Source organism: Novosphingobium guangzhouense (assembly GCF_002896965.1).
Taxonomy (GTDB): domain Bacteria; phylum Pseudomonadota; class Alphaproteobacteria; order Sphingomonadales; family Sphingomonadaceae; genus Novosphingobium; species Novosphingobium guangzhouense.
The window spans coordinates 1-23,567 of sequence record NZ_LYMM01000058.1 but is presented as its reverse complement, the minus strand read 5'-3'; the positions used below and the strand labels follow the sequence as shown (position 1 = coordinate 23,567).

The 23,567-nt window shown below is 64.1% G+C and carries 20 protein-coding genes and 1 tRNA gene; 9 read left to right on the top strand and 12 right to left on the bottom strand.

From position 1 onward, the window contains the following. Window positions 1-374: 374 nt before the first annotated feature. Together A8V01_RS28325 and A8V01_RS20075 are read right to left on the bottom strand one after the other, a co-directional pair. Window positions 375-599, bottom strand: coding sequence for a hypothetical protein (locus A8V01_RS28325; RefSeq protein WP_146037334.1), 225 nt, complete (start codon window positions 597-599; stop codon window positions 375-377). Continuing rightward, complete coding sequence (locus tag A8V01_RS20075; protein WP_103098091.1) at window positions 592-1,134, bottom strand: hypothetical protein; 543 nt, start codon at window positions 1,132-1,134, stop codon at window positions 592-594. The genes A8V01_RS28325 and A8V01_RS20075 overlap by 8 nt, the downstream gene beginning before the upstream one ends. Window positions 1,135-1,160: 26 nt before the next feature. Here A8V01_RS20075 and A8V01_RS28320 point away from each other — a divergent pair, with 26 nt between their 5' ends. Continuing rightward, window positions 1,161-1,445, top strand: coding sequence for a hypothetical protein (locus A8V01_RS28320; RefSeq protein ID WP_146037333.1), 285 nt, complete (start codon window positions 1,161-1,163; stop codon window positions 1,443-1,445). 86 nt (window positions 1,446-1,531) lie between these two features. On the opposite strand, the gene A8V01_RS20065 is transcribed toward A8V01_RS28320, so the two are convergent. The 3 genes from A8V01_RS20065 to recG form a co-directional block, all read right to left on the bottom strand. After that, entirely contained in the window at window positions 1,532-2,641 is a 1,110-nt protein-coding gene (locus A8V01_RS20065; protein ID WP_103098089.1) for a phage Gp37/Gp68 family protein, read from the bottom strand. A gap of 265 nt (window positions 2,642-2,906) precedes the next feature. Next, window positions 2,907-3,689 carry a FadR/GntR family transcriptional regulator gene (locus A8V01_RS20060; protein ID WP_245892745.1) on the bottom strand — a complete coding sequence of 261 codons (783 nt, stop codon included), beginning with the start codon at window positions 3,687-3,689 and terminating at the stop codon, window positions 2,907-2,909. A gap of 124 nt (window positions 3,690-3,813) precedes the next feature. After that, window positions 3,814-5,871, bottom strand: a complete 2,058-nt coding sequence (recG, locus tag A8V01_RS20055; protein WP_103098088.1) for an ATP-dependent DNA helicase RecG — start codon at window positions 5,869-5,871, stop codon at window positions 3,814-3,816. Window positions 5,872-5,974: 103 nt separating this feature from the next. Between recG and A8V01_RS20050 the strand changes: the two genes are divergently transcribed. Together A8V01_RS20050 and A8V01_RS20045 are read left to right on the top strand one after the other, a co-directional pair. Continuing rightward, window positions 5,975-6,397 (top strand): baeRF12 domain-containing protein, encoded by a 423-nt coding sequence (locus A8V01_RS20050; RefSeq protein ID WP_103098106.1) that lies wholly within the window; start codon window positions 5,975-5,977, stop codon window positions 6,395-6,397. A gap of 44 nt (window positions 6,398-6,441) precedes the next feature. Further along, complete coding sequence (locus tag A8V01_RS20045) at window positions 6,442-6,726, top strand: FAD assembly factor SdhE (RefSeq protein ID WP_103098087.1); 285 nt, start codon at window positions 6,442-6,444, stop codon at window positions 6,724-6,726. A gap of 23 nt (window positions 6,727-6,749) precedes the next feature. Here the strand turns inward: A8V01_RS20045 and A8V01_RS20040 are convergent, their stop codons facing one another. Both A8V01_RS20040 and A8V01_RS20035 read right to left on the bottom strand, forming a co-directional pair. Next, entirely contained in the window at window positions 6,750-7,487 is a 738-nt protein-coding gene (locus A8V01_RS20040) for an SDR family NAD(P)-dependent oxidoreductase (RefSeq protein WP_103098105.1), read from the bottom strand. 120 nt (window positions 7,488-7,607) lie between these two features. Continuing rightward, window positions 7,608-8,003: a barstar family protein gene (locus A8V01_RS20035; protein ID WP_103098086.1), complete on the bottom strand. Its 396-nt coding sequence runs from the start codon at window positions 8,001-8,003 to the stop codon at window positions 7,608-7,610. Between the two features lie 77 nt (window positions 8,004-8,080). Here A8V01_RS20035 and mfd point away from each other — a divergent pair, with 77 nt between their 5' ends. Genes mfd through A8V01_RS20020 form a run of 3 tightly spaced genes read left to right on the top strand, consistent with a single transcriptional unit; the run spans window position 8,081 to window position 12,167 of the window. Next, window positions 8,081-11,557, top strand: a complete 3,477-nt coding sequence (gene mfd / locus A8V01_RS20030; RefSeq protein WP_103098104.1) for a transcription-repair coupling factor — start codon at window positions 8,081-8,083, stop codon at window positions 11,555-11,557. Window positions 11,558-11,596: 39 nt separating this feature from the next. Continuing rightward, a complete protein-coding gene (locus A8V01_RS20025) occupies window positions 11,597-11,779 on the top strand; it encodes a type II toxin-antitoxin system HicA family toxin (RefSeq protein ID WP_103098085.1) in 183 nt (60 codons plus the stop codon). Window positions 11,780-11,792: 13 nt separating this feature from the next. Beyond that, complete coding sequence (locus tag A8V01_RS20020) at window positions 11,793-12,167, top strand: type II toxin-antitoxin system HicB family antitoxin (RefSeq protein ID WP_103098084.1); 375 nt, start codon at window positions 11,793-11,795, stop codon at window positions 12,165-12,167. An 8-nt stretch (window positions 12,168-12,175) separates the two neighbouring features. Here the strand turns inward: A8V01_RS20020 and A8V01_RS20015 are convergent, their stop codons facing one another. Beyond that, window positions 12,176-13,528, bottom strand: coding sequence for a bifunctional diguanylate cyclase/phosphodiesterase (locus A8V01_RS20015; protein WP_103098103.1), 1,353 nt, complete (start codon window positions 13,526-13,528; stop codon window positions 12,176-12,178). Window positions 13,529-13,611: 83 nt separating this feature from the next. Between A8V01_RS20015 and A8V01_RS20010 the strand changes: the two genes are divergently transcribed. Both A8V01_RS20010 and A8V01_RS20005 read left to right on the top strand, forming a co-directional pair. Next, window positions 13,612-14,394 carry an NAD kinase gene (locus tag A8V01_RS20010; RefSeq protein ID WP_245892744.1) on the top strand — a complete coding sequence of 261 codons (783 nt, stop codon included), beginning with the start codon at window positions 13,612-13,614 and terminating at the stop codon, window positions 14,392-14,394. Between the two features lie 169 nt (window positions 14,395-14,563). Further along, window positions 14,564-14,638 (top strand) — tRNA-Asn (locus tag A8V01_RS20005). Between the two features lie 27 nt (window positions 14,639-14,665). Here A8V01_RS20005 and A8V01_RS20000 read toward each other — a convergent pair. Continuing rightward, window positions 14,666-15,667: a 2-hydroxyacid dehydrogenase gene (locus A8V01_RS20000; RefSeq protein WP_103098082.1), complete on the bottom strand. Its 1,002-nt coding sequence runs from the start codon at window positions 15,665-15,667 to the stop codon at window positions 14,666-14,668. A 178-nt stretch (window positions 15,668-15,845) separates the two neighbouring features. Here A8V01_RS20000 and A8V01_RS19995 point away from each other — a divergent pair, with 178 nt between their 5' ends. Further along, window positions 15,846-17,135 carry a M20/M25/M40 family metallo-hydrolase gene (locus A8V01_RS19995; RefSeq protein WP_425437348.1) on the top strand — a complete coding sequence of 430 codons (1,290 nt, stop codon included), beginning with the start codon at window positions 15,846-15,848 and terminating at the stop codon, window positions 17,133-17,135. Between the two features lie 41 nt (window positions 17,136-17,176). Here A8V01_RS19995 and A8V01_RS19990 read toward each other — a convergent pair whose 3' ends face one another. The 3 genes from A8V01_RS19990 to A8V01_RS19980 form a co-directional block, all read right to left on the bottom strand. Further along, window positions 17,177-19,912 carry an autotransporter outer membrane beta-barrel domain-containing protein gene (locus A8V01_RS19990; protein ID WP_103098080.1) on the bottom strand — a complete coding sequence of 912 codons (2,736 nt, stop codon included), beginning with the start codon at window positions 19,910-19,912 and terminating at the stop codon, window positions 17,177-17,179. A gap of 234 nt (window positions 19,913-20,146) precedes the next feature. Beyond that, window positions 20,147-22,897 carry a preprotein translocase subunit SecA gene (gene secA, locus A8V01_RS19985; protein ID WP_103098079.1) on the bottom strand — a complete coding sequence of 917 codons (2,751 nt, stop codon included), beginning with the start codon at window positions 22,895-22,897 and terminating at the stop codon, window positions 20,147-20,149. A 130-nt stretch (window positions 22,898-23,027) separates the two neighbouring features. Continuing rightward, a complete protein-coding gene (locus tag A8V01_RS19980; protein WP_103098078.1) occupies window positions 23,028-23,303 on the bottom strand; it encodes a hypothetical protein in 276 nt (91 codons plus the stop codon). Window positions 23,304-23,567 lie beyond the last annotated feature (264 nt).

The window sequence follows — 23,567 nt, the reverse complement described above, 5'->3', positions numbered from 1 at the left end:
CGCATCACCCCATTCGCCGCCTATCGTCTGCGATACTCTAGCGTCCATGCGAGCACGCTTGGCGGCGGAAGAGCGTAGCTCAACAGTGGAGTTTCGTGCGATTTGCGAGCATGGGGCGCGGGCGGTGAAGTAGGGTGCTGCGACGACACCTTGAACAAAGTGACTGGGGATTGGACTAAGCACCGCCGCAGCGGAAGCCCCATAGACGGAGCCTCGTGGACGGTCACTCGTCGTGACAGCATTTTACATCGCCACTCTGGCCAGCGTCGACCTTCTCCGCTACGCTGCCTTTGCGACCCTGAATGAGCATCATGCGATGCCCTTCAAACACTAAGGCCCGGGCTTCTCCAGAAGTTCGGGCCTTTTTGCGTCTGTCAGGATCGCGGACACTCCCAGTCGCAATCCTCTGTGCCCCAGATCGGGCAGTAGAAGCCAGAGCCGTCATTGTACCCGGCGCATTCGAACTCAGGCCCCTCTACGGAATTACCCTCGTCTTCAGCGTTCTCTGCGATCTCGTCTGCGGCACAGCGATCACACATCCACGCGCCAGTGACAGGCTCATCGCAGCGCATGCAGTTGCGGGTTATGGTGTCAGCCATGATCCCCTTCCTCTGCGGCAGTGTCTCGGAAGGGATGATACAGCGGCGTTACCGTCACGCCCTCCCGAACGTAGAGTGGCATTTCGAGGGTAGCCCAGCGTTTGCCACCCTGCTCACACAGCCACGCTTGGACCTCGTTGAAGCCCTTAGACGGCTTCCCATCCTGCATGAGGTAGTGGAGAACACCGCCGATCATGACGAAATGCTCAATGGCCCTGTCAGGAATGTGGCAATCGAAATAGTGCGCCCACCCCGTTCCGGCGTGGTGAATCGCCGTTGGCGCGATCGGCAATTCGCGCGTTCGATCATAATCAGTATCGACCGGACAGCTATCCATGCTCTCGTCTATCTCAAGATCTGCGAGATCACAGGACCGATAGCGAGGCGAGAAACCTTCGTCCGGTATCCAGCGTATCCAGCATGGGGTTCTGGCCGGCACTTCATGTTCGTTGCTGTCATCGCGTGCCAAGAGCGTGACCGAAGCGCCGTAAGGGAGGGCATCGTCTCCGCGCCAGATGGCAGTGGTGTTTTCCATGGTTATTCTCCGGACTGCCCGGCGCGATGATCGCCGGGCTCTATAGCGTGTGCCACAGCGTCCAGCATGTCTTGGAGGTCGGCATCGCCACGCGGCCACTGGACACACTCAATATCGCCGCGCAGCAAGGCCAAGACAGCTTGCCGCTCACCACCCCATCCCCCGCTATCGACAACGGGGTTTGCTTTCGTTTCGCTGTCGGCAAGGGCGGCGACCTCAGCAGAGAGCATGTCGAAAGCGGCGTGATACCAGCTTTCCCATTCCTCATCTTCTTCGGGCTTCATATCCGCGAAAACCGCTATCCGCTGTGATATGCGCTCAATGACATCCTCCCCCACGCCCCCGGCGTCGAGCGCATCTCGCCGTCCCTTCGCCAGCGCGTCTAGTGCTGCGTTAGTCATGACCGCACCTCCGGCATCCCGTTGTGCTCGACGCCGTCAAGGTGGCGGCCCGCGCGCTTCTTTCCGACACGACACATGGCCTGATCTCCAATCCATCTGCCGTCGTCTTGCGCCTCGCGCCAGACCTTGCCGGTCTCGTCGTAGATCAGGATGTCCCGAGCGGAACAGCCGAGCCTGCACAACTCACTCGGCATCCAATCGCCGAATTGCTTAAAGAAGAACGGCACATCCGCCGACGCACATTGGTCGCGCAAACTCCGCGCCCAGACCGGATGCATCGGTCGAGCACCCTTCCCGCTCTCGCCGCCGACGACGATCCAATCGAGCCCGCGCCCTTCGCTGAACGCCCTACCCGGATACGCCCACGACGGGTCAGAGTTCGGCAAGCCAGTCTGATCCGTCCACATTCGGCCGCCGACGGCGTTGATGAATTCCTTCTCGGCAGTGCCGGCAGGAAATCGCTTCACGCGCGTCAAATCCACCGGCCCCAGCAACGGTTCGCACGATAGCCAGCGGATCGCCGCCGGCGTGGAGAGAAGATCAGGGATGCGCTCGTCGGCGCGCTGCTGATCCTCGACGCTGACGCCCAGCCACACATTTGGCAGCGGCCAGCTCATGTGGATGATGGCTTGCGCGCAAATCTTCTGCATCTCAGTCCTGATGCGGAAGCCCGTCAGATGATGGGTCATGTGCTCGCGCATCCGATCCGCCCGCTTCGTCAGCACCTGAAAAGTGTGCTGCGGGCAAAGCGCCATCACAGCGAACACCCGATCGATCACCTCGTCGGGCACGTCCGCATGGAATAGATCTGACATGCTGTTCACGAAGTAGGTCGTCGGCTTCTTCCGGCGCAGCGGCGCCGTCAGCACGTCATCCGGGGCGACATTGATCTTGCCCGTCCAGACCGGCCCGGCGCGCGACTGTTCGACGGTGCCCTCGTAGTGGCTGAGCGCAGCGTTGCCGATGCCATCGGGCTTCGGCGCCATTGCCTGCAGCCGCCAGGCCATCCGCATCGCGTAGCAGCGCTTGCAGCCGGGCGAATGGATCGAGCAGCCGACGATGGGGTTCCAGACCTTCTGGGTCCATTCGATGGATGTATCAGCCATGGGCCATCTCCACCGCTCCAAGGCGCCATGGACAGGGGTTGAGGTTCGCGCTGAACCTCCGACCGTGAATCAAACGGGAACATGGTGGAACAAACGTGGTGTACGGCCGACCGCGATTGACGGAAATCCGCCATGTGCTATCAGGCGCTACGTCTTCGGGAGGCAGGGGCCGGAGGTTCGAATCCTCTTTCCCCGACCATTTTATACGAGAACGGCGCGTCGCAAGACGCGCCGTTCGTCGTTTCAGGCCCCTCTTTTTCCTGCCTCAGCGCGAAAAGTAGCGTGAACGCATTTCCGCCACCCTTGCGCGCGCATCGGCGACAGCACGTTCCTCGATCGCCATCAGCACGTGTTCGATCGAACCTTCCAGATGCATCCGCACCGCCGCCCGTGCCCGGATCGGATCACGCCCTTTGAGCGCCGCAAGGATCTCGACGTGCTGCTCCAGACTGTAGCGGTAGTTGTGATTGCGCGCCTCCTCCAGCATCCGGCGGCATTCGGGCGAGCGAGAGCGCATCTCCCACAAGTCGCGCACGCCGCGCTCCACCGCAACGTTGCGGGTGGCGCGGGCCATGGTCATGTGGAAATCGGTCAGCGCCGCCTGCCAGTCCTCGAACGTGCCGTCTTCCCGGCGCATCTCGGCGACGGCGCTTTCCAGACGCACCAGTTCATCGTCCGTGACGTTCACCGCCGCCAGCGATGCCGCTTCGCCTTCGAAGATCAGACGCGCCTGCGCCAGCTCCATCGGCGTGACTTCGGCCGCGCAGGATCGTGGCTCGTCTTCGGGCAGGCGCAGCACATAGGCGCGCGAGCCGACGCGGACTTCCACGATGCCCATCACCTCCAGCGCCAGCAGCGCCTCGCGAACGACGGGGCGGCTGACGCCCATCACGACGGACAAGTCCCGTTCTGCCGGCATTCTTGTGCCGACAGGATGAATCCCGGCGCGAATCTCGTCGAGAAGGTGTGCGGCGACCTTTCTGTAAAGTCTGGGCGAGTGCGCTTCGCCCTGCGCGATGCCCGCAAGATTCCCCTGTGCCTGATCCAACGGCTTGTCTCCCGGCGGTCCGACCGGTTTTTCCGGTTCCCCATCCGTCCGGTATTACCAGTCACGCACCGGGCGCGACAAGCGGCGCTCCGCTCCGGTCAACCGGACTTGCCGCCGGGGGCAATCAGCCCGATCGCAGCAGTTGCACGCCCCAGTCACGTTCGAAAAGGTAGAGCAGCAGCCGCGCTGCGTCGCCGCGCGGACCGGAAAGGCCGCCGTCGCGTTCGATCAACAGGCGCGCATCGTCGTGGGCCAGCGGCAGCAGCTTGGTGATCTGTTCAAGGCTGGCGATGCGGAACGGCGTGTCGCCCGACTGGCGCGTGCCCAGCAGTTCACCGCCGCCGCGCAGTTGCAGATCTTCCTCTGCCAGCCGGAACCCGTCCTGCGTTTCGCGCATCAGGGCAAGGCGCTGGCGGCCGGTTTCGGACAGCTGGTTGCCGCGCAGCAGCAGGCAGGTGGACTTGCCCGAACCGCGCCCAACCCGCCCGCGCAGCTGGTGCAGCTGGGCAAGGCCGAACCGCTCTGCCTGCTCGATCACCATGAGCGTGGAATTGGGCACGTCAACGCCGACCTCGATCACCGTGGTGGCCACCAGCAGCTTTGCCTCGCCGCGCGCGAAGCGCTCCATCGCCGCATCCTTGACCTCGGGCCGAAGCTGTCCGTGGACGAGCGCTACGGTATCGCCGAACCGCTCCTTCAGCGCGGCATAGCGCGCCTCGGCAGCGGCAAGGTCGTCCGTCTCGCTTTCGTTGACCATCGGGCAGACCCAATAAGCCTGCTGCCCCGATTCGATGTGCCGCGACAGGGCGCCGACAACATCGTCCATGCGCTCCACCGCGACAACGCGGGTATCGATCGCCTGACGGCCCGGCGGTAGCTCGTCCAGCTTGGAGACTTCCATCTCGCCATATTGCGCCAGTGTCAGCGTGCGCGGGATCGGCGTGGCGGTCATCGCCAGCGTGTGCGGCGTGCGGCGCCCCTTGCGTGCCAGCATCAGGCGCTGGCCCACGCCGAAGCGGTGCTGCTCATCGATCACCACCAGCGCGAGGTTCTTGTAGGCCACGCTGTCCTGAAAGATCGCATGCGTACCCACCACGATCTGGATCGTGCCGCCAAGCAATCCCATCAGGATCGCCTCGCGCGCCTTGCCCTTGTCGCGCCCGGTCAGCAGCGCGATCTCCACCCCGGTGCCCTGAAGCATCCGCGACAGCGTTTCGTAGTGCTGGCGGGCAAGGATTTCCGTCGGTGCCAGCAAGGCCGCCTGCGCCCCTGCCTCCACCGCGATCAGCATCGAGGTCAGCGCCACCACCGTCTTGCCCGATCCGACATCGCCCTGCAGCAGCCGCAACATCGGCGAAGGCTGTGCCAGATCGCCCTCGATCTCCCCGATAGACCGGGCCTGCGCGCCGGTCAGCGCGAAGGGCAGTTTCAGCTTCGCGCGCAGCGATCCGTCGCCCGCCAGCGGCGTGCCGCGTTGCGATCGGTTGCTTTCGCGCACCAGCATCAGCGCCAGCGCATTGGCGAAGAGTTCGTCGTAGGCCAGCCGGTCCCGCGCGGGGCCATTGACGCCGCGATGCGCCTCCACCAGCGCCTCGCGCCAGATTGGCCAGCCGGTCTTGGCGATCAGGCCGGGCTCTATCCATTCGGGAAGGTCCGGCAGACCCTTGATGGCCTGCGCCACCAGCGCAGCGGCACGCCCCTGCGTCAGCCCTTCGGAAAGCGGATAGACCGCCTCGCACAACTGGCCGACGGGCGCGGCCGAATCCTCCGAAACGTGTTCCGGGTGCACGATCTGCAGCATCTGCCCGTACTGGTCGATCCGACCCGCCACCCAGCGCGTCTCGCCGACCGGAAGCTGCTTCTTGCCGGTGTAGGAGGCGCGGCCGAAGTAAGTGACGGTGCAGATATTGCCCGCCACGTCCTCCGCAATGATGCGAAACGGGCCGCGCCCGCTGGGAGAGCGGTGTTCGCGCACGGTCAGCGCAACGATCACGTTCTCGCCGATGCCCGCCTCGTCCAGATTGGTGATCGCGCGGCGTTCGACGAAGCGATCGGGCAGATGATACGCAAGATCCCTGATCCGGGTAAGCCCCAGCTTTTCCAGCGGCTTGCGCAGCTTGGGGCCGACGCCTTCCAGCGCCTCGACTTCGACGAACAGGGAATTGAGTGCTTCAGGGCGCATGACGAGCGCCTCTTAGCGCGAGTGGGGACCGTTTCGCCAGAGCGGGCGGAACCTTGTCCGTCACGATCCCGTTGGCTTTAGCGTAACAATGAAGGAGAAGCCCATGCTCTTGCCGCACGGAACCGTGTTCGCGATCGTCGACGGAGAGAACTTCGAACTCTATCGCAACACGGGCGCGGAGGCCGAACCCCGGCTTGCCTCGATCGAGGTGCCCGAACTGGAGGCGACCAATTTCAGCGCAGGCGCACGCCGTCTGGACGGACCGACACGCCATCAGGCGCGCACCGGAGACGGCAGCAATGACGCGCTGGACGAAAGCGCCCATGTCGCCGCAGTGACCGGCTGGCTCAACGGCCAGGTTCTGGCACGGGAGATCGACCAGCTCGTGGTCGTGGCAGACCCGCGCTCGCTGGGCGAGATGCGCCGCCATTATCACAAGCAGCTCAAGGACGTGCTCGTGGCCGAAGTGCCCAAGAACCTTGCCGGTCGGCCCGCGCAGGAAATCGTGCGCGTGCTGCATAGCTGACGGCTGCCTTGCTCATGCCCGCGCCGCATTGTAACGGCGCGGGCATGAGTGAACTCAACCAAGATCGTTCAGCCCGCCTCGCCCGCCTCAAGTTCCGCGCCTGGCACCGCGGCACGCGTGAGGCTGACTACATGATCGGCTGCTTCTTCGATCGCTTCCACGCCGAATGGTCGGAGGAAGAGATCGCCCTGTTCGAAACGATCATCGAAGAGGAAGACGTCGACATCATGGGCTGGGCGCTGGGCACCATGCCCGTGCCCGAGGAATATCGCGGTCCGATGATCGAACGGATGATGAAGCTCGACTACGTGGAGATTCCCAGGGACTGACTGGGCCCGTTAAAGCCCGCCCATCAAAGCCCGCCCAGCAGATGCCCGCCGTCGACCGGGATCACCACTCCGGTCATGTAGCGCGAAGCGTCCGAGCACAGCAGCGCCAGCGGCCCGTCAAGGTCCTCGAAATTGCCGAAACGCCGCTGCGGAATGCGCCGCGCCATCGCCTCCCCTGCCTTGCTGGAAAGGAAATCGCGGTTCATGTCGGTGGCGAAATACCCCGGCGCCAGCGCGTTCACGCGGATATCGTAGCGCGCCAGTTCAAGCGCCATCTGGCGGGTCATCTGCACGACGCCCGCCTTGCTCATCGCATAGACACACAGCTGGCCGCCCTGCGCGAGCCCAAGGATCGACGCGATGTTGACGATCGCCCCGCCCTGCCCCTGATCGCGCATGCCCCGCGCAACCTCGGTCGCGACAAGGAAGGCGCCGCGCAGATTGGCGTTCATCACGTAATCGTAATCCTCGACACCCGCATCAAGCACCGGTTGCGCACTGGACACGCCGGCATTGTTCACCAGAACGTCGATCGGTCCTGCCTCCGCCACGGCGTTACAGACGCTTTCAGGGTCCGTCACATCGAGCGCGACCACCTTTGCCGCCGAACCGATTTCGGCTGCCAGCTGCTCGAGCGCGTCGCGTCGCCGGGCCGCCAGCACCACATTCGCGCCGTTTGCGGCCAGAACTTGTGCGAAATGCCGCCCCAGGCCGCTCGATGCCCCGGTCACGAGTATGCGCTTTCCTGAAAGTGTCGTCATCATCCGCTCCATTCGGCGAAAGCCTGCGCGCGGCGCGCCATCACTGCAAGTAACGCTTTGCCGAGGCGTGCCTTTTGGCCGGCCGGGTCGGTTCAGGCAGGCTAGATCAGGCGGGCTCGATCAGGCGGGCTCGATGACGATCGCGGGATGGTCGGCAAAGATATCCATCACGATGTCGAAGTAGGTCACGCCGCCGCCCGCCTCCAGCGCCGCCAGTTGATCGGCAATCCGCGCGCCGTTGAACATCGTGCGCGTTGCCGAGCGTTGCCGGAGCAGGTCGGCCGTCGCCTCCGCGCCAAGCGCCGCACGGGTCCGCGCGATATCCTTCCACCGGATGGTGACCGCATCCGCCCCGGCAATCGCGCCAAAGCCACCATGCAGCAAGTCGTTGAGCGCATCGAGGCTTTCACCGATCTTCCAGTCCTCGTCCGCCATGAATACCGCGTTGATCTGCGCATAGAGCGCGGCGATCCCGGTTATGGCGGCACCATCGATCGTGAACAGCTTGTGATCCATGCACCTCATTCCATCTGCCATTCGCAAGACGATTGTATTTCCGCACCGCCCCGCATATCCCGCCAGACACCCAAGTCATGACTGATTTTTCCCGCATCATCACGGCCTCGGCGCCGCTGACCCTCGCTTCGGTCACTCGCGGTGCGCAGCCGCTGGTACTCGCCGACCTCGCCCGCGCTGCCGCCAAGAACGGCCGCGCCGTCTTCATCGCCGATAATGACGCGGCGATGAGCGCTGTGGCCAGCGCCGCGCAGTTCTTTGCGCCCGAGCTTGAGGTGATCGAGTTTCCCGCGTGGGACTGCCTGCCCTATGATCGCGCCAGCCCCGCGCTTTCGGTCAGCGCGCGGCGCCTTGCGGCTTTGCACGCGCTGCAGCTGAAGCGGCAGGGGCCGCAGCTGCTGGTAACCACCACCAACGCGGTGCTCCAGCGCGTGCTCACCCCGTTCCGCATCCGCGAATCGGTGCGGCTGCTGAAACCCGGCATGGAAGTGGGCCACGAAAGCCTGATCGCGCTGCTGCGCCGTCAGGGCTACCAGCGCAGCGACACCGCGATCGACGCGGGCGAGTTCGCGGTGCGCGGCTCCATCTTCGATATCGTGCCCAGCGGCCTTGAAGGCGGCCTGCGCCTCGACTTCTTCGGGGACGAACTGGAAACGCTGCGCCTGTTCGATACCGGCACCCAGCGTTCCAGCGGCACGATCCCCGATCACCTGCTGCTGCCCGCCAGCGAGGCCCTGCTCGACGAAGACACGGTAAAACGCTTCCGCACCCGCTACCGCGAGATGTTCGGCGCCAATGCCACCGCCGACCCGCTCTATCAGGCGGTCAGCGACGGCCGCCGCCTTGCAGGGATGGAGCACTGGCTGCCGCTGTTCGAGGACCGGCTGGTCACCCTGTTCGACCACCTTGGCGCGCACGACCTCATCGTGATCGACACCGCCGCGCTGGGCGCCGCGGATGAGCGCATCACCGACATCGCCGATTACCACAAGGCGCGCCTCGACACGTCGGGCCAGAAGGCCGGGTCGTACCGCCCGCTGGCCACGGACTCGCTCTATCTCGGCAAGGAAGAGTTCGACGGCCTGATCGCTGCCCATCCCGTCCACCGCGCCGATCCCTTTGCCCAGCCCGAAAGCGGCAAGGTCATCGATTTCGGCTTTGGCAATGCCCGCGATTTCGCACCTGAGCGCGCCCGCGGCGACAACGCCTATGAAGCGGCGGCGAAGCACCTTCACGCGATCGCCAAATCAGGGCGCAAGGCGATCCTTGCCGCCTATTCCCCCGGCAGCCGTGCGCGCCTTGTCTCGATCCTTGGGGAAGCGCAGGGTCCAGAGCCGCGCGTTGCGGAAACCTGGCAGGAAGCGCTGGGCCTTGCCGTGCAGGGCCGCTCCGCCGCGCTGGTGCTGCCGCTGGAGACCGGCTTTTCCAACGATGCCGTAGAGGTCATCACCGAGCAGGACATCCTGGGCGACCGCCTTGTCCGCCGGAAGAAAAAGAAGAAGGATTCCGACGCCTTCCTTGCCGAACTGGCGGCACTGACGCCGGGCGATCTGGTGGTCCACATGGACCACGGCATCGGCAAGTACGAAGGGCTGCAGTCAATCCCGGTGGGCAAGTCCCCGCACGATTGCGTGATGCTGACTTATGCGGGCGGCGACAAGCTTTATATCCCGGTAGAAAACCTTGATGTCCTCTCGCGCTACGGCAGCGAGGCGGAAGGCGTTGCGCTGGACAAGCTGGGCGGAGAGGCATGGCAGAAGCGCCGCGCCCGCCTGAAGGAACGCATCCGCGAAATCGCCGGCGAACTGATGAAGACCGCCGCCGAACGTGCACTGCGGCAGGCCCCGGCTCTGGTGGCCGAGGAATCGAGCTTCAACCAGTTCGTCGACCGGTTTCCCTGGCAGGAAACCGAAGATCAGGAAGCCGCCATCGCCGATACGCTGGAAGACCTTTCCAGCGGCCGCCCGATGGACCGCCTCGTCTGCGGCGACGTTGGTTTCGGCAAGACCGAAGTGGCCCTGCGCGCCGCCTTCGTGGCCGCGATGGCCGGCCAGCAGGTTGCCGTCGTCGCGCCGACCACGCTGCTGGCCCGCCAGCATTTCTCAGGCTTTGCGGACCGTTTCGCCGGCTTCCCGCTCAACGTCGGCCGCCTTTCGCGCCTCGTGCCCGAAAAGGAGGCCAAGGCCACGCGCGATGGCCTTGCCGACGGCACCATGGACGTGGTCTGCGGCACTCACGCAATCCTGTCCAAGACCGTAAACTTCAAGCGCCTCGGTCTTGTCATCGTCGACGAGGAACAGCGCTTCGGCGTCAACCACAAGGAAAAGCTCAAGCAGCTGCGCGCAGATGTGCACGTGCTGACGCTGACCGCCACGCCGATCCCCCGCACCCTGCAGATGGCCATGTCGGGCCTGCGCGAACTCTCCACCATCCAGACCCCGCCGGTCGACCGCCTTGCGGTGCGCACTTACGTGATGGAATGGGACGAGATGGTGATGCGCGAAGCCCTGCTGCGCGAACACCACCGCGGCGGGCAGAGCTTCATCGTCGTGCCCCGCATTTCCGACATGCCGGAAATCGAGGACTGGCTGCACAAGAATGTGCCCGAGGTGAAGTACATCTCCGCCCACGGCCAGATGAGCGCGGGCGAAGTGGAAGAGCGTATGAGCGCCTTCTATGAGGGCAAGTACGAGGTGCTGCTCTCCACCACGATCGTCGAAAGCGGCATCGACATTCCGCGCGCCAACACCATCATCATCCATCGCGCCGACCGCTTCGGCCTTGCCCAGCTTTACCAGCTACGCGGACGCGTGGGCCGATCGAAGCTGCGCGCCTATGCCTACCTGACGACGCCGCCCGATCGTGCCTTGTCGGAAGTGGCCGAAAAGCGCCTCAAGGTGCTGGGCGATCTCGATTCGCTGGGCGCAGGCTTCCAGCTGGCCAGCCATGACCTCGACATTCGCGGTGCGGGCAACCTGCTGGGCGACGAACAATCCGGCCACATCCGCGAAGTGGGCTTCGAACTCTATCAGTCGATGCTGGAAGACGCGATCCTGGCCGCCCGAGCAGGCGGTGTGGGGCTGGAAAAGGACACTTCGGGCCTGTCTCCGCAGATCACGGTGGAAGCACCGATCATGATCCCGGAAGACTATGTGCCCGACCTTGCGGTGCGCATGGCGCTCTACCGCCGCCTCAACGATGCGGAGAGTAAGGACGAGATCGAATCGCTTTCGGCCGAGATGATCGACCGTTTCGGCCCCCTGCCCCAGTCGACCGCGAACCTCGTCCAGCTTATCCAGATCAAGCGGCAGGCAATCGAGGCGCACATCGCCAAGATCGACGTCGGCCCACGCGGTACGCTGGTCAGCTTCCACAACGACAGCTTCCCCAACCCCATGGGCCTCATCGCCTATGCGGAACGGCTGAACGGCGCCGTCAAGCTGCGCCCCGACAACAAGCTGGTGCTGCAACGCGCCTGGGGCGATCCCAAGAGCCGCCTCAACGGACTGCTGCAACTGACCAAGGGGCTGAGCGCGGTGGCGCGCAAGGGGTGACGCTTGCCTTGATTGGCGAGAGTGTGTATTTATTTACACATGGATCGCGACAGCAAGGCCATCGTTCGCCGGCTTGAAGCCGAAGGGTGGGAGCATGTTTCCACCCGAGGATCTCATGCCAAGTACCGGAAAGGTGACCGCACGCTGATCTTGCCGCATCCCAAGAAGGACCTGCCGATCGGCACTGCGCGTTCGATCGCGAAGATGGCCGGCTGGCTGTGACAGGACGATTACCGTGAAATACTTCTACGCCATCATGCATAAGGACGAGGACAGCGCCTATGGCCTGACCTTCCCTGACCTGCCCGGCTGCTTCGCGGCCGCCGATCATGCTGACGACGTGCTGCCCAAAGCCTGCGAAGCGCTTGAACTATGGTTCGAAGATCAGCCATGGCGCGAGCCTACGCCGCTTGACAGGATCGAAAGCGAAGATGGCGGAACGCTGATCGCGGTGCCGTGGATCGTGAACGATCACCGGGTAACCCGCGTAAATCTATCGATAGAGCGCGGCATACTTGACGCAATCGATAAAGCGGCAGCCGAGCGCAGCCTGACGCGCAGCGCCTTCATCGCACAGGCTGCGCGCAACGAGATTCAGGGCGCCCACTAGGGCTGCACCTAAGCAGCCCGGCCCGCCTCCTTCTTCGCTTCCGCCCTCGCCAGCTTGGCGAACATCGCGGCGCTCATCGGCTGGGCGCGCAGGAAACCCTGGAAATAGGCGCAGCCTTCGCGCGCGGCGACCTTGCGCTGGCCTTCTTCCTCGATCCCCTCGGCGATCACTTCAAGATCCAGCGCCTTCGCCATCGCCACGATCGCGCGCAGCACCGCCACGTCGCGCCGGTCGGTCGTGACACCGTCGATCATCGAACGGTCCAGCTTGAGGTAGTGGATCGGCAGCACCTTGAGATAACGAAAATTGCAGAACCCCGCGCCGAAATCGTCAAGCGCGATGCGGATGCCCTGCGCGGAAAACTCCGCCATGGTCTGCGCCACCATCTCGATGTCGGCGATGAGCGCCTGCTCGGTGATTTCAAGCGTCAGCTGCCGCAACGGAAAGCCGGATTCGCGGATCAGCTCGAACATCTGCCGGGTGTAGCTTGCAAAGGCTAGATCGGCGGGCGTGACGTTGATCGAAAGGCGCAGCTGCCCCGGCCAGTCGCGCGCGGCGAACATCGCCTTGCGCGCGATATGGCGCGACAGCGGGCCGGTGTGGTCGGCGCGCTCCGCGATCGCGAACAGCGCCCCGGCGCCGATGCGGCCAAGTTCGGGGTGGTTCCACCGCGCCAGCGCCTCCGCCCCGGTCAGGCGATCGTCGGCAAGGTTGAACTGGGGCTGGAACAGCACTTCGATCTCGTCCCGATCGATCGCGACGAGGAGGTCCGCTTCAAGCTGCTGCGCCGAGCGGCCCGGCGGCGTCACTTCGCCATCCGCCCAGGCAAGGCGGGTGCCGGACTGTTCGTAAGCCTCGCCCAGCGCGTGGCCCAGCCGGTCGAGCATCGATTCGACGCTTTCGCCGGTCAGCGCGCGGATCAGCGCCACGCGCGGCGACAGGCGCAGGATACCCGAACTGACCGGGATCGGCCGCGAGATCATGTCCGCCAGCTGATCGGCAACCAGCTGCCAGCGTTCACGGCTGCACGCCTCGTTCGCCACAAGCAGGAAGCTGCCGCCCCCTGCCCGCGCCAGCAGCCACGGCCCGTCCAGTTCCTCTTCGGCGAAATGGCCGATGCGCGCGGCCACTTCCTCCAGCGCGCCATCGCCCGCGGCTTCGCCATACGCCATGTTGATGGCGTCAAGGCGGCGCAGGCTGAGCAGCATGGCATGGACGTGCGCCAGATGCGGCATCAACGCCGGATCTTCGCGCCATGCGCCGATGCGATCGTGGACGGCCTCAAGCCCCGGAATACCGGTCAGGCGGTCACCGATCCGCTTCGCCGGATTGCGGATCTGGTCTTTCAGTTTAGCGGCCATCTTGCGGCCATAGCCCAAACCCCTTGCAAAACCCTTCAAAATTAGCGAGCCCCGGTCCCGGAATGGGATCGTCGGAACACGTAATGGGCAAAGATGCGAAACTGGCGCTTATCGTCTCGGACAGCGCGAAGGCGCAGGACGGGGCAAAAGCGCTCCATGATTCGCATCCCTGGGTGTCGCCTCAGGATGCGGATGTGCTGGTCGTGCTGGGCGGCGACGGGTTCCTGCTGCACGTGCTGCACGAACTGCTGGACCGTGACACGACCAAGCCGGTCTACGGCATGAACCTTGGCACCATCGGCTTCCTGATGAACGGTCCGCTGGAAGACGGCGAAACGATCGCGCAGCGCGTAGCCGATGCGCATACGGTGCCGGTGCGCCCGCTATGCATGAACGCCGTCACCCAGTCCGGCGACCGGCATAGTTTCTACGCCTTCAACGAAGTGTCGCTGCTGCGCGAAACGCGCCAGACCGCCAAGATCGAAGTCCGCATCAACGGCCGCGTTCGCATGGAGGAACTGGCCGGAGACGGCATTCTGGTGGCGACGCCTGTGGGCTCCACCGCCTACAACCTTTCTGCCCATGGCCCGATCCTGCCGCTCGGCTCGCGCATGGTGGCGATGACCCCGCTCAACCCGTTCCGCCCGCGCCGCTGGAAGGGTGCGATCCTGCCCGAGAGCGCGCAGGTGGAATTCCGTATCCTCGAACCCGGCAAGCGCCCGGTCGCCGCCGTCGCCGATCAGAAGGAAGTGCGCGACGTTGCCATCGTGCGGATCAGCGCCACCGCCGAAAAGGAACTGACCCTGCTGTTCGACCCCGGCTTCACGCTGGAAGAACGCATCTTCGCCGAGCAGTTCCAGGTATAAGGTCATGACTCTAAGCACTTCTCCTGAGCGCCGATCTTTCAACGTATCCCACTGACCAACCGCCCTTTTTCGAAAATAGTTCAAATTTTGTTGCATCACGGGGTTGCCAAGTCTGCGGAAGCTGTTATTGGCGCACCCCTGCCCGGCGGTGGTGACACTGACAGGCTGCTCCCCGATAGCTCAGCGGTAGAGCATTCGACTGTTAATCGAATGGCCGTAGGTTCGAATCCTACTCGGGGAGCCAACTTCTTCCAGACAATCTGATCCGCGCCTACTGCGTCACTGCGATGCGGTTTGTCAGCTGGCGTCCAGCCGCGAAGTCGTTCAGGCTTTGCAGGGTGGTCTGCGCGATCGCACTCAGCGCCTCTTCGGTCAGGAAGGCCTGATGCCCCGTCATCAGCACGTTGGGGAAGGTCAGCAGGCGCTGCAGCATGTCATCGTCGATGATCTCACTCGACAGGTCATCGAAGAACACGCCCGCTTCCTGTTCATAGACATCGAGCGCGACGCCGCCGACGCGGCGTTGCTTGAGCGCCTCGATCAGCGCAACCGTGTCGATCAGCGCGCCGCGGCTGGTGTTGACGATCACCAGACCCGGCCGCGCCGCCGCCAGCACCTGCGCGTTGATCAGGTGATGCGTGTCCGGCGTCAGCGGGCAATGCAGCGTCACGATCTCCGCCTCGCGCAGCAGCACATCGCGATCGACATAGCGCACGCCGATTTCCTTAAGCGCCGGATCGGCGACGATATCACTTGCCAGCACGTCGCACCCGAAGCCGAGGTGAAGGGACCGCGCAACCAGCGCGCCGATCTGGCCGGTGCCGATCACGCCCACGACCCGGCCGTGAAGGTTGCGGCCCACCAGCCCGTCGAGCGCGAAGTTGTTTTCCCGCGTGCGCGACCAGCCGCGATGGATCTTGCGATCAAGCGAAAGCAGCAGGCCCACGGTATATTCCGCCACTGCATGGGGCGAATAAGCAGGCACGCGGACCACGGCGATGCCGTTATCGGCGGCCGCCGCAAGGTCCACGTTGTTGTAGCCCGCACAGCGCAGCGCCACGATCCGCACGCCCGCCTGCGCCAGAGCATCCATCACCGGGCGGTCGGCAGTGTCGTTGACGAAGACGCAAACCGCGTCGAACCCTTCGGCCAGCCGCACGGTGGACAGCGTCAGCGGCGCGTCGATGAACTGAAGCTCGAACCCATGAAGTGCATTGGCGGCGCCAAGGAAAGTGCGGTCGTAGCTGCGGGTGCCATAGACTACGATACGCATCGCCAGACCTCACTTTGCCGCTTGCAGGATAATGCAGGGTTCTGCCCGTCCCCGAACGCGGTGTCCACCGCAGCCTTGCGCGCACCGCCGCGCGGGCTATCGTACCGGGATGGTTCGACATATCGCCCCCCTCTCCGCCAGCTTCGCCGCCAGTTTCGCCGCCAGCGTCACAGCCTTCATGCTGACGTCCTCTCCCGCGCTGGCCGCGCTTTCCCCGGCAGAGCAGAAGATGGCCGATACCGTCGATGCGGGCACGCAGGCCGATATCGCGCTGCTTGAAAAGCTGGTCGCCCAGAACAGCGGCACCCGCAATCTCGACGGGGTGCGCAAGGTCAATGCGATGGTTGCGCCCGAATTCGCGGCGCTGGGCTTCGAGACGCGCTGGGTGCCGATGGACGCGGTCAAGCGCGCCGGCCACCTGATCGCCACTCACAAGGGCAAGCCCGGCACCACGCGGATGCTGCTGATCGGCCATCTCGACACCGTGTTCGAGCCCAGCTCCGCGTTCCAGACCGCACGGCGCGAAGGCAACATGCTGCACGGCCCCGGTGCGGGAGACGACAAGGGCGGCATCGTCGTCATGCTGGCTGCGCTGAAAGCCATGAAGGCGGCAGGCACGCTGGCCGGCGCGAACATCGAAGTTGTCCTGACCGGCGATGAGGAAGCTGCCGGCGAGCCCGTAGCCGCCGCCCGCGCCGACCTTGTCGCGGCGGGCAAACGGGCGGACGTGGCGCTCGATTTCGAAGGGCTCGTCGTGATCGACGGGAAGGATTACGGCTCGGTCGCGCGGCGTTCGGCGGGGGATTACACGATCACCGCCACGGGGGTTACCGCGCATTCCAGCGGCATCTTCTCTCCCGGCGTGGGGGACGGCGCGGTCTACGAACTTGCCCGCATCATCGATACCTTCCGCAAGGAACTGCCCGAACCCAACCTGACCTTCAACATCGGCATCGTCGGCGGCGGCGCAACGGCGGCGCTCAGTCCGGACGAGGCGGAAATCCGCGCCACCGGCAAGACCAACATCATCCCGCCCATCGCCATCGCCAAGGGAGACTATCGCGCCCTGACCCCCGAACAGGTAGAGCGCGTGAAGACGAAGATGCAGGAGATCGTCGCCCGCCACCTGCCGCAAACGCAGGCCACGATCCGTTTCAAGGACAGCTATCCGCCGATGTCCCCCACGCCGGGCAATCAGGCGCTGCTGAACCGGCTGAACGCGATCAACGGCGATCTTGGCCTTGCCGCGATGCCCGCACTTGACCCGCTGAAGCGCGGCGCAGGCGATATCAGCTTCGTCGCGCAGTATGTCGACGGTCTGGCGGGCCTTGGCCCCTCCAGCAGCGGCGATCACACCCCCGAAGAGCGCGTGGACCTGACAAGCTTTCCCCGTCAGGCAAAGCGCGCCGCCTTGCTGATGACCCGCCTGAGCCGTGAGCGCGCCAGCCACAAGCACCCCGGCCGCTGATCGGCGCGGGCAGGCGCCATCACGCCCTGCCCGCACTCTCATCAGAACTTGACCGCAAGCCCCACGGTGGCGCGGTCGCTGTGGTATTCGCCCTGCCGCACGATCGCGTATTCGACGCGCAGCTTGGCGGCGTTGCTGGCCTTGATAGTGATCATGCCGCCTGCTTCGAACGCGTCCTTGTCAGCACCCACGCTGGATACCTGCCAGTTCGCCTCGCCCAGTTCGGCAAAGCGTACCGCCGTTGCGTCCTTCAACTCGTGCCGCCAGGCGCCGAACAGGCTTGCCTCCACCGGATTGCCCACTCCGACGGCCAGTTCGGCACCCAGTTTGCTGCGCGCGCTCGTCCACTTTTCACTCGGCATCGTCAGGCTCGTGATGGGCGAGCCCGCTTCCGCCACCGAACCCGCCTTGCTGCGAGCGAATTCGATTCCGGCCACCGGACGCAATACCGAACGGCTGCCCAGGACCACATCGACCCTGGCATCCAGCGCGGCGGTCCATGTCCTGATCTTGTAAGCGTCGGTCAGCTGACTGCTGTGGTTGGTCAGCACCACGTTGCGATCGGTGTCCACGCTCCCTTCGTTATAACCGACCACCAGCCCCAGCGAGAGCGCACCGAGCCGCTGCGCACCATAAGCGAAGGCCGACCATGTCTTGACGGTGGCCGAACTGCCGACATCGCTGCGCAAATCGCCATCGCTGTAGCCGCCGCCAAAGCCGAGCCGGGTGCCGTCCAGGTTGACCACATTGACCCCGGCGATAAGCCCGTGCGCCTTGCGGTCATAGCCATAGGCGATATCGTCCTCTCTCACTTCGGTGGACTGGCCGATGTAGCGCCCCCAGACGGAGGCGCCCTTGCGCGTCGATTCCACGCCGCAGCCGTCTTCCGCGCCCTGCACCGGCGGATCGGAGAAATTGCCCGGAGCTTGCACGGCGGGCGGGCACCCCCATGGCTCCTGCGCGGCGGTCATCGCAATCTGACTGATATCGCGCGCGGAACTGAGTGCCATCTGCATCGCATCGGCGTGAATCTCGCCGCTCGCCTGAGAGAAGGCATACGTCAGTTCCTCACTGTCATAGCCGTAGAGGCCGCTGAACAGCGCATAGAACGGACCACCGCGCGCATGGGTCGACGGGCGGAAGGGATCGAGCCCGTCTGCTACCCAGATCGCGTTACGCTTCCAGCCCGCCCCTGCGCCAAAGGTCGCGTAGCTGATCGGGGTAACGGCAAGGGCGATCTGCGTCGGACGATAGATCACGTCGAAGCGGGTATTTTCGGCCAGGCCCGAAGTCGGCTGGCGCACGCTGTCGAACGCCGTCGATCCGATCGCACCGCCATCGACGATCACAAAGGTATCGCCCACGACCGGCGTGAACGTGTTGTTGCCGCCAGAAATTCCCCGCAGCTTCGTTTCAAGTATCCCGTTCGGCTCGAATTGCGCGCCCAGGGTCAGCGCCAGACGGTCGTAGCTGCCTGCTCCGCCAGCCCGATCATAATCCCGGCCATCGATCTCCATTTCGAGAACGGCCTCATCGCCTGCGCTGACCTGCCCCCCCGCAACGACCAGCGTGCCCACGCTGTTGCCGGGCGCCAGCACGGCGCCGGAATAGAGCGAGACATGTTCGGCGACGATCGTGCCAACGCCGCCGAGCCGGCTATCGGGCAATACCAGGACCCGCTTCGTCGAAAGCGGGGCATTGACCAGCACCTTGCCCCCGTCGACGATGAAGTCTTCGTTGAAGGTGCTGATCGCACCGGACAACGTCAGCACGCCATCACCGATCTTGGTTATGCCGCCCACCCCCGTCAGGCCACCCGTCAGAGCGACATCGAAGCCGTTGGTGTCGATCGTGCCGCCCTGTATCTGGACGTCCAGCGGGATCGCAACGTCATCGGCGGTGTCGAACTGCAGTGTGCCGCCCACGAAAACGGGATTCACATCCCCATCGGCAAGTTCGGTGGTGGTGTAGAAGCTCTTGGCAAGGTCGATGTCGGGCGTGGTGCCGCCGATCGGGATCAGCACGTCCTGGCCGCGCGTGATATCGGTCGACGGGTCGAAATCGACGTTGGCGTTGGCGGTCGGAACGGCATTGCCGAACCCGTCCACATAGACGTAGCCGACATGCGCACCGTAAGGGCAATCGAGCGCCACGAACAGCAGGTCGTAGTCATGCCCAGCCAGCATGTCGATGTCCTCGACCTTCCAGTCGCTGGTGACGTAGTACCCCGCCTGCCGGAAGATCGTGGTATTCTGCGCGGTATAGGCGCTGTAGGCGATGTTGTTGATGATCTTGCCGGTCGTCCTGTCGGTCACCTTGATGATGAACGAGGGGCTGTCGGTCGCCCCGTGCGACGGTTCCAGCACCGCGTTCCAGGCGTAGTAGAGCTTGTTGCCGGTATAATTCGCCACCGACTGCGAAAGCGCGGTGACCCCGTAGTTGGGGGACAGGTCGTTCAGGCGGACGGCGTGGTTGCCCGCAAAGACAGTCGGCGTCCCTGTGATCGGGTCAAGTTCGCCCGCATTGGTGACGGTATAGGCATTGGGCGGCCCGGACCATGTCGTATCGGCCGGGGGCCACTGGGCCGTGCTTGTCCAGCTGCCCCCGGAAAGCACCCAGCCGGTGGTGTCACCGCTTTCAAAGCCGGAATTGACGACCGTCTGGCTCCATGCCGGCGCCGCCAGTGCCAGAGAAGCGCAAAGCGCCATGGAGCTGACGGCCAGCCGCTTGTGCATGGAATTGATGGCAAACGTGTCGGGTGTCGCACTACCGAACATGATGTCCCCCTGATCATGAAGCTCAGACGCTTCACTCCGGGGACTAACTCAAGTAATTATACCTAAGTAGTAATCATAGCTGTCAGGAATATTACAAGGCCGGTAATCTTATTAACAATTTCACGGTTAGCTTGAATTACTTAACCGCCATCGTACTCATGGAACGCGGCGGCTACATAGGAAAAAGGCGCCGCCGGAAACCGGCGACGCCTTTTTCGCGCAATCATGCCCGGATCAGACCAGTGCGCCGTGGCAATGCTTGTACTTGTTGCCCGAACCGCAGGGACACGGTGCATTGCGGCTGATCGGCAGGTCCGCCCAGGGATTGCCCTCGGTCCCGGCACCTGCCGGAGCACCGGCCGCCACGCCTTCGGGGCTGCCTGCAAGATTGCCGAACAGCTGCGGCATCTGGGCCGAACCGTCGCCGTCGGCAGAATTGTCGAGGCCGGTGAACGGATCGATGTGGCCGGTCAGGAAGTCCGGCAGTTCCGGCAGCCCCGCCGGCTCCGGCATGCGCAGTTCGCTGACCGAGATGATGCGCGTCACGTCCTCGCGGATGCCGTCGAGCATGCGTTCGAACAGGCTGAAGGCTTCCTGCTTGTATTCGTTGATCGGCTGCTTCTGCGCATAGGCGCGCAGGAACACCACCTGGCGCAGCGCGTCGAGCGTGGCGAGGTGTTCCTTCCAGTAGTGATCCAGACGATCGAGCAGGATCGACTTTTCGACCTGACGCCAGATCGCCGGATCGTCCTGGCTCATCTTCGCATCCATGTGCGCGTCGGCAAGCTGGGTGATGCGCTGTTCGATATCCTCGGGCTCAAGGCCGTCCTCTTCGATCCACGCCTCGATCGGGGCGTCGACGGCAAGGATGTCCTTGACCTTCTCCTTGAGGCTGTCGACCTGCCAGTGCTCGGGGTAGGAGCCGGCCGGGCAGGCATCTGCCACAAGCGCATTGATCGTGTCATGGCGCATGTCGACGACGACATCGTCCACCGCTTCGGCATCCATGATGTCGGCGCGCTGTTCGTAGATCACCTTGCGCTGGTCGTTCATCACGTCATCGTATTCGACGACCTGCTTGCGGACCTCATAGTTGCGCGCCTCGACCTTCTTCTGCGCGGTCTCGATCGCCTTTGACAGCCACTTGGAACCGATCGCCTCGCCATCGGCCAGGTTGCTGTTCATCATGCGCGAGAACAGCGTGTCGGGGCCGAAGATGCGCAGCAGGTCGTCTTCGAGGCAGAGGTAGAACTTCGACAGCCCCGGATCGCCCTGACGGCCCGAACGACCGCGCAGCTGGTTGTCGATGCGGCGGCTTTCGTGGCGCTCGGTGCCGATGACGCACAAGCCGCCGGCTTCGAGGACAAGGCGCTTCTGTTCGCCCACTTCGGCCTTGATCTTCGCGATCGCGGCATCGCGCTCAGGCCCTTCGGGCATGTCGCGCAGTTCGTCCTCGACGCGGAACTCCACGTTGCCGCCCAGCTGGATGTCGGTGCCGCGACCGGCCATGTTGGTGGCGATGGTAACGGCGCCCAGCGAGCCCGCCTGCGCGACGATGTGCGCTTCCATTTCGTGGAAGCGGGCGTTCAGGACCGAGTGCTTGACGCCTTCCTTGTTCAAGAAATCGGACAGCAGTTCCGACTTCTCGATCGACACGGTGCCGACGAGAACCGGCTGGCCGATCTCGTTCTTTTCGCGGATCAGCTTGGCGATGGCGGCGAACTTGTCGAGCGTGTTCTTGTAGAATTCGTCCTCCTCGTCCACGCGCTGCACGGGCACGTTGGTCGGGATGGTGACGACGTTCATCTTGTAGATGTCGTAGAATTCGGGCGCTTCGGTAGCGGCGGTGCCGGTCATGCCCGAAAGCTTGGGGTACATGCGGAAGTAGTTCTGGAAGGTGATCGAGGCCAGCGTCTGGTTCTCGGGTTCGATCTTCACGCCTTCCTTGGCTTCCACCGCCTGATGCAGACCGTTCGACCAGCGGCGGCCGTCCATCATGCGGCCGGTGAATTCGTCGATGATGACGACCTTGTCGTCCTTCACGATGTAGTCGGTATCGCGCTTGAACATCATCACGGCCTTGAGCGCCTGATCGAGATGATGAACGACCTGCGTGTTCTCCACGTCGTAGAGGTTCGACCCTTCGAGCAGCCCGGCGGCTTCCAGCATGCGCTCCGCACGCTCGACGCCGTCTTCGGTCAGCGAGATGTTCTTGGTCTTTTCGTCCGCCTCGTAGTCTTCGGGCGACAGCTGCTTCACGACGGCATCGACCTGAACGTAAAGCTCGCTCTTGTCGTCGGTGGGGCCGGAGATGATCAGCGGGGTGCGCGCCTCGTCGATCAGGATCGAATCGACTTCGTCGACGATCGCGAAATTGAAGGGGCGCTGCACCATCTGGCTGCGCTCGTGCTTCATGTTGTCGCGCAGGTAATCGAAGCCGAATTCGTTGTTGGTGCCGTAAGTGATATCGGCGCCGTAGGCTTCGCGGCGTTCCCACTCGTTGAGGTTGGGCACGATCACGCCCACCGTCAGGCCAAGGAAGCCGTGCAGCTTTTCCATCTGCTCCGCGTCGCGGCGGGCAAGGTAATCGTTGACGGTGACGACGTGGACGCCCTTGCCTTCCAGCGCATTGAGGTACGTGGGCGCGGTTGCCACCAGCGTCTTGCCCTCACCCGTGCGCATTTCCGCGATCTCGCCGCGGTGGAGCACCATGCCGCCGATCAGCTGCACGTCGAAGTGACGCATGCCGAACACGCGCTTCGACGCTTCGCGCACGGTGGCGTAGGCTTCGGGCAGGATCTGGTCGAGGGTGGACCCGTTCGCCAGCATTTCCCGGAACTTGGGCGTCTGGGCGGCGAGTTCCTCGTCGCTGAGCGCTTCCATGGCGGGTTCGAAGGCGGCGATCTGCGCGACGATCTTGTCGAGCGACTTGACGTAACGCTCGTTGGACGAGCCGAAGATGGTCTTGACGAGTGCGCCGAGCATGGCGGTGAACCCCTGTTTTTCGTGAATTACATATGATCGGTGTACGCGCCCCAAACTCGCAAGGGAGACGGCCGGACGGCCGGGCGCGGGAATAAGTTCGCAAAGCTGCGAAAGTTGCAGACCCCAGCGCCTACTGCCGCGCGCGGTCTATTCCGGTATGCACGGTAAGCACCGCGACCGGCGCAAAGGCGGCCGGCTGCTGCGGCGCATGAAGCCGCGTGTTGCGCAGCCCCGGTTCGGGCAGCCGCGCCAATGCCACGGGAGCGCGCGGTGCCTTTACCGCAACCTCACGCGCGCCCAGCACCTGCACCGCCGACACCCGCGACGCGCACGCCTCGGCCGGGCCGACTTGTGCGGCCAGTCCCGTAAGCAGGGCAAGCAGGGTCAGGATCAGGCGATGGGCCATCGGCACGTCAGATAGGGTCGATGACGGGATGTGTCCACATGCGTTTGCGGCAAAAGGGGTTTGGGGCACCGGAGGCCACCTTTCTGACCCCGTTTACTCCGGACGCCGAAATTGGCTCGACAAGCTCAAGCTGAGCCGGTTTGCGGTCTGATTTGCGGTGGTTTGCGGAATGTCCGGTTCTGAGAGCCTAACTGCCGAAAGCGGTCTTACTTACGAACGGCTTTCGACCAGACCTCCTGAACGTTCTGCCAAGAAATCTGCTGC

What these genes read in the sequence shown, in the direction of transcription:
- A8V01_RS28325 (WP_146037334.1), bottom strand. Translation starts at nt 599, where the DNA reads ATGGCTGACACCATAACCCGCAACTGCATGCGCTGCGATGAGCCTGTC.
- A8V01_RS20075 (WP_103098091.1), bottom strand. Translation starts at nt 1,134, where the DNA reads ATGGAAAACACCACTGCCATCTGGCGCGGAGACGATGCCCTCCCTTAC.
- A8V01_RS28320 (WP_146037333.1), top strand. Translation starts at nt 1,161, where the DNA reads ATGATCGCCGGGCTCTATAGCGTGTGCCACAGCGTCCAGCATGTCTTG.
- A8V01_RS20065 (WP_103098089.1), bottom strand. Translation starts at nt 2,641, where the DNA reads ATGGCTGATACATCCATCGAATGGACCCAGAAGGTCTGGAACCCCATC.
- recG (WP_103098088.1), bottom strand. Translation starts at nt 5,871, where the DNA reads ATGCGCCCTGAAGCACTCAATTCCCTGTTCGTCGAAGTCGAGGCGCTG.
- A8V01_RS20050 (WP_103098106.1), top strand. Translation starts at nt 5,975, where the DNA reads ATGCTCTTGCCGCACGGAACCGTGTTCGCGATCGTCGACGGAGAGAAC.
- A8V01_RS20045 (WP_103098087.1), top strand. Translation starts at nt 6,442, where the DNA reads ATGAGTGAACTCAACCAAGATCGTTCAGCCCGCCTCGCCCGCCTCAAG.
- A8V01_RS20040 (WP_103098105.1), bottom strand. Translation starts at nt 7,487, where the DNA reads ATGACGACACTTTCAGGAAAGCGCATACTCGTGACCGGGGCATCGAGC.
- A8V01_RS20035 (WP_103098086.1), bottom strand. Translation starts at nt 8,003, where the DNA reads ATGGATCACAAGCTGTTCACGATCGATGGTGCCGCCATAACCGGGATC.
- mfd (WP_103098104.1), top strand. Translation starts at nt 8,081, where the DNA reads ATGACTGATTTTTCCCGCATCATCACGGCCTCGGCGCCGCTGACCCTC.
- A8V01_RS20025 (WP_103098085.1), top strand. Translation starts at nt 11,597, where the DNA reads ATGGATCGCGACAGCAAGGCCATCGTTCGCCGGCTTGAAGCCGAAGGG.
- A8V01_RS20015 (WP_103098103.1), bottom strand. Translation starts at nt 13,528, where the DNA reads ATGGCCGCTAAACTGAAAGACCAGATCCGCAATCCGGCGAAGCGGATC.
- A8V01_RS20010 (WP_245892744.1), top strand. Translation starts at nt 13,612, where the DNA reads ATGGGCAAAGATGCGAAACTGGCGCTTATCGTCTCGGACAGCGCGAAG.
- A8V01_RS20000 (WP_103098082.1), bottom strand. Translation starts at nt 15,667, where the DNA reads ATGCGTATCGTAGTCTATGGCACCCGCAGCTACGACCGCACTTTCCTT.
- A8V01_RS19995 (WP_425437348.1), top strand. Translation starts at nt 15,846, where the DNA reads ATGCTGACGTCCTCTCCCGCGCTGGCCGCGCTTTCCCCGGCAGAGCAG.
- A8V01_RS19990 (WP_103098080.1), bottom strand. Translation starts at nt 19,912, where the DNA reads ATGTTCGGTAGTGCGACACCCGACACGTTTGCCATCAATTCCATGCAC.
- secA (WP_103098079.1), bottom strand. Translation starts at nt 22,897, where the DNA reads ATGCTCGGCGCACTCGTCAAGACCATCTTCGGCTCGTCCAACGAGCGT.
- A8V01_RS19980 (WP_103098078.1), bottom strand. Translation starts at nt 23,303, where the DNA reads ATGGCCCATCGCCTGATCCTGACCCTGCTTGCCCTGCTTACGGGACTG.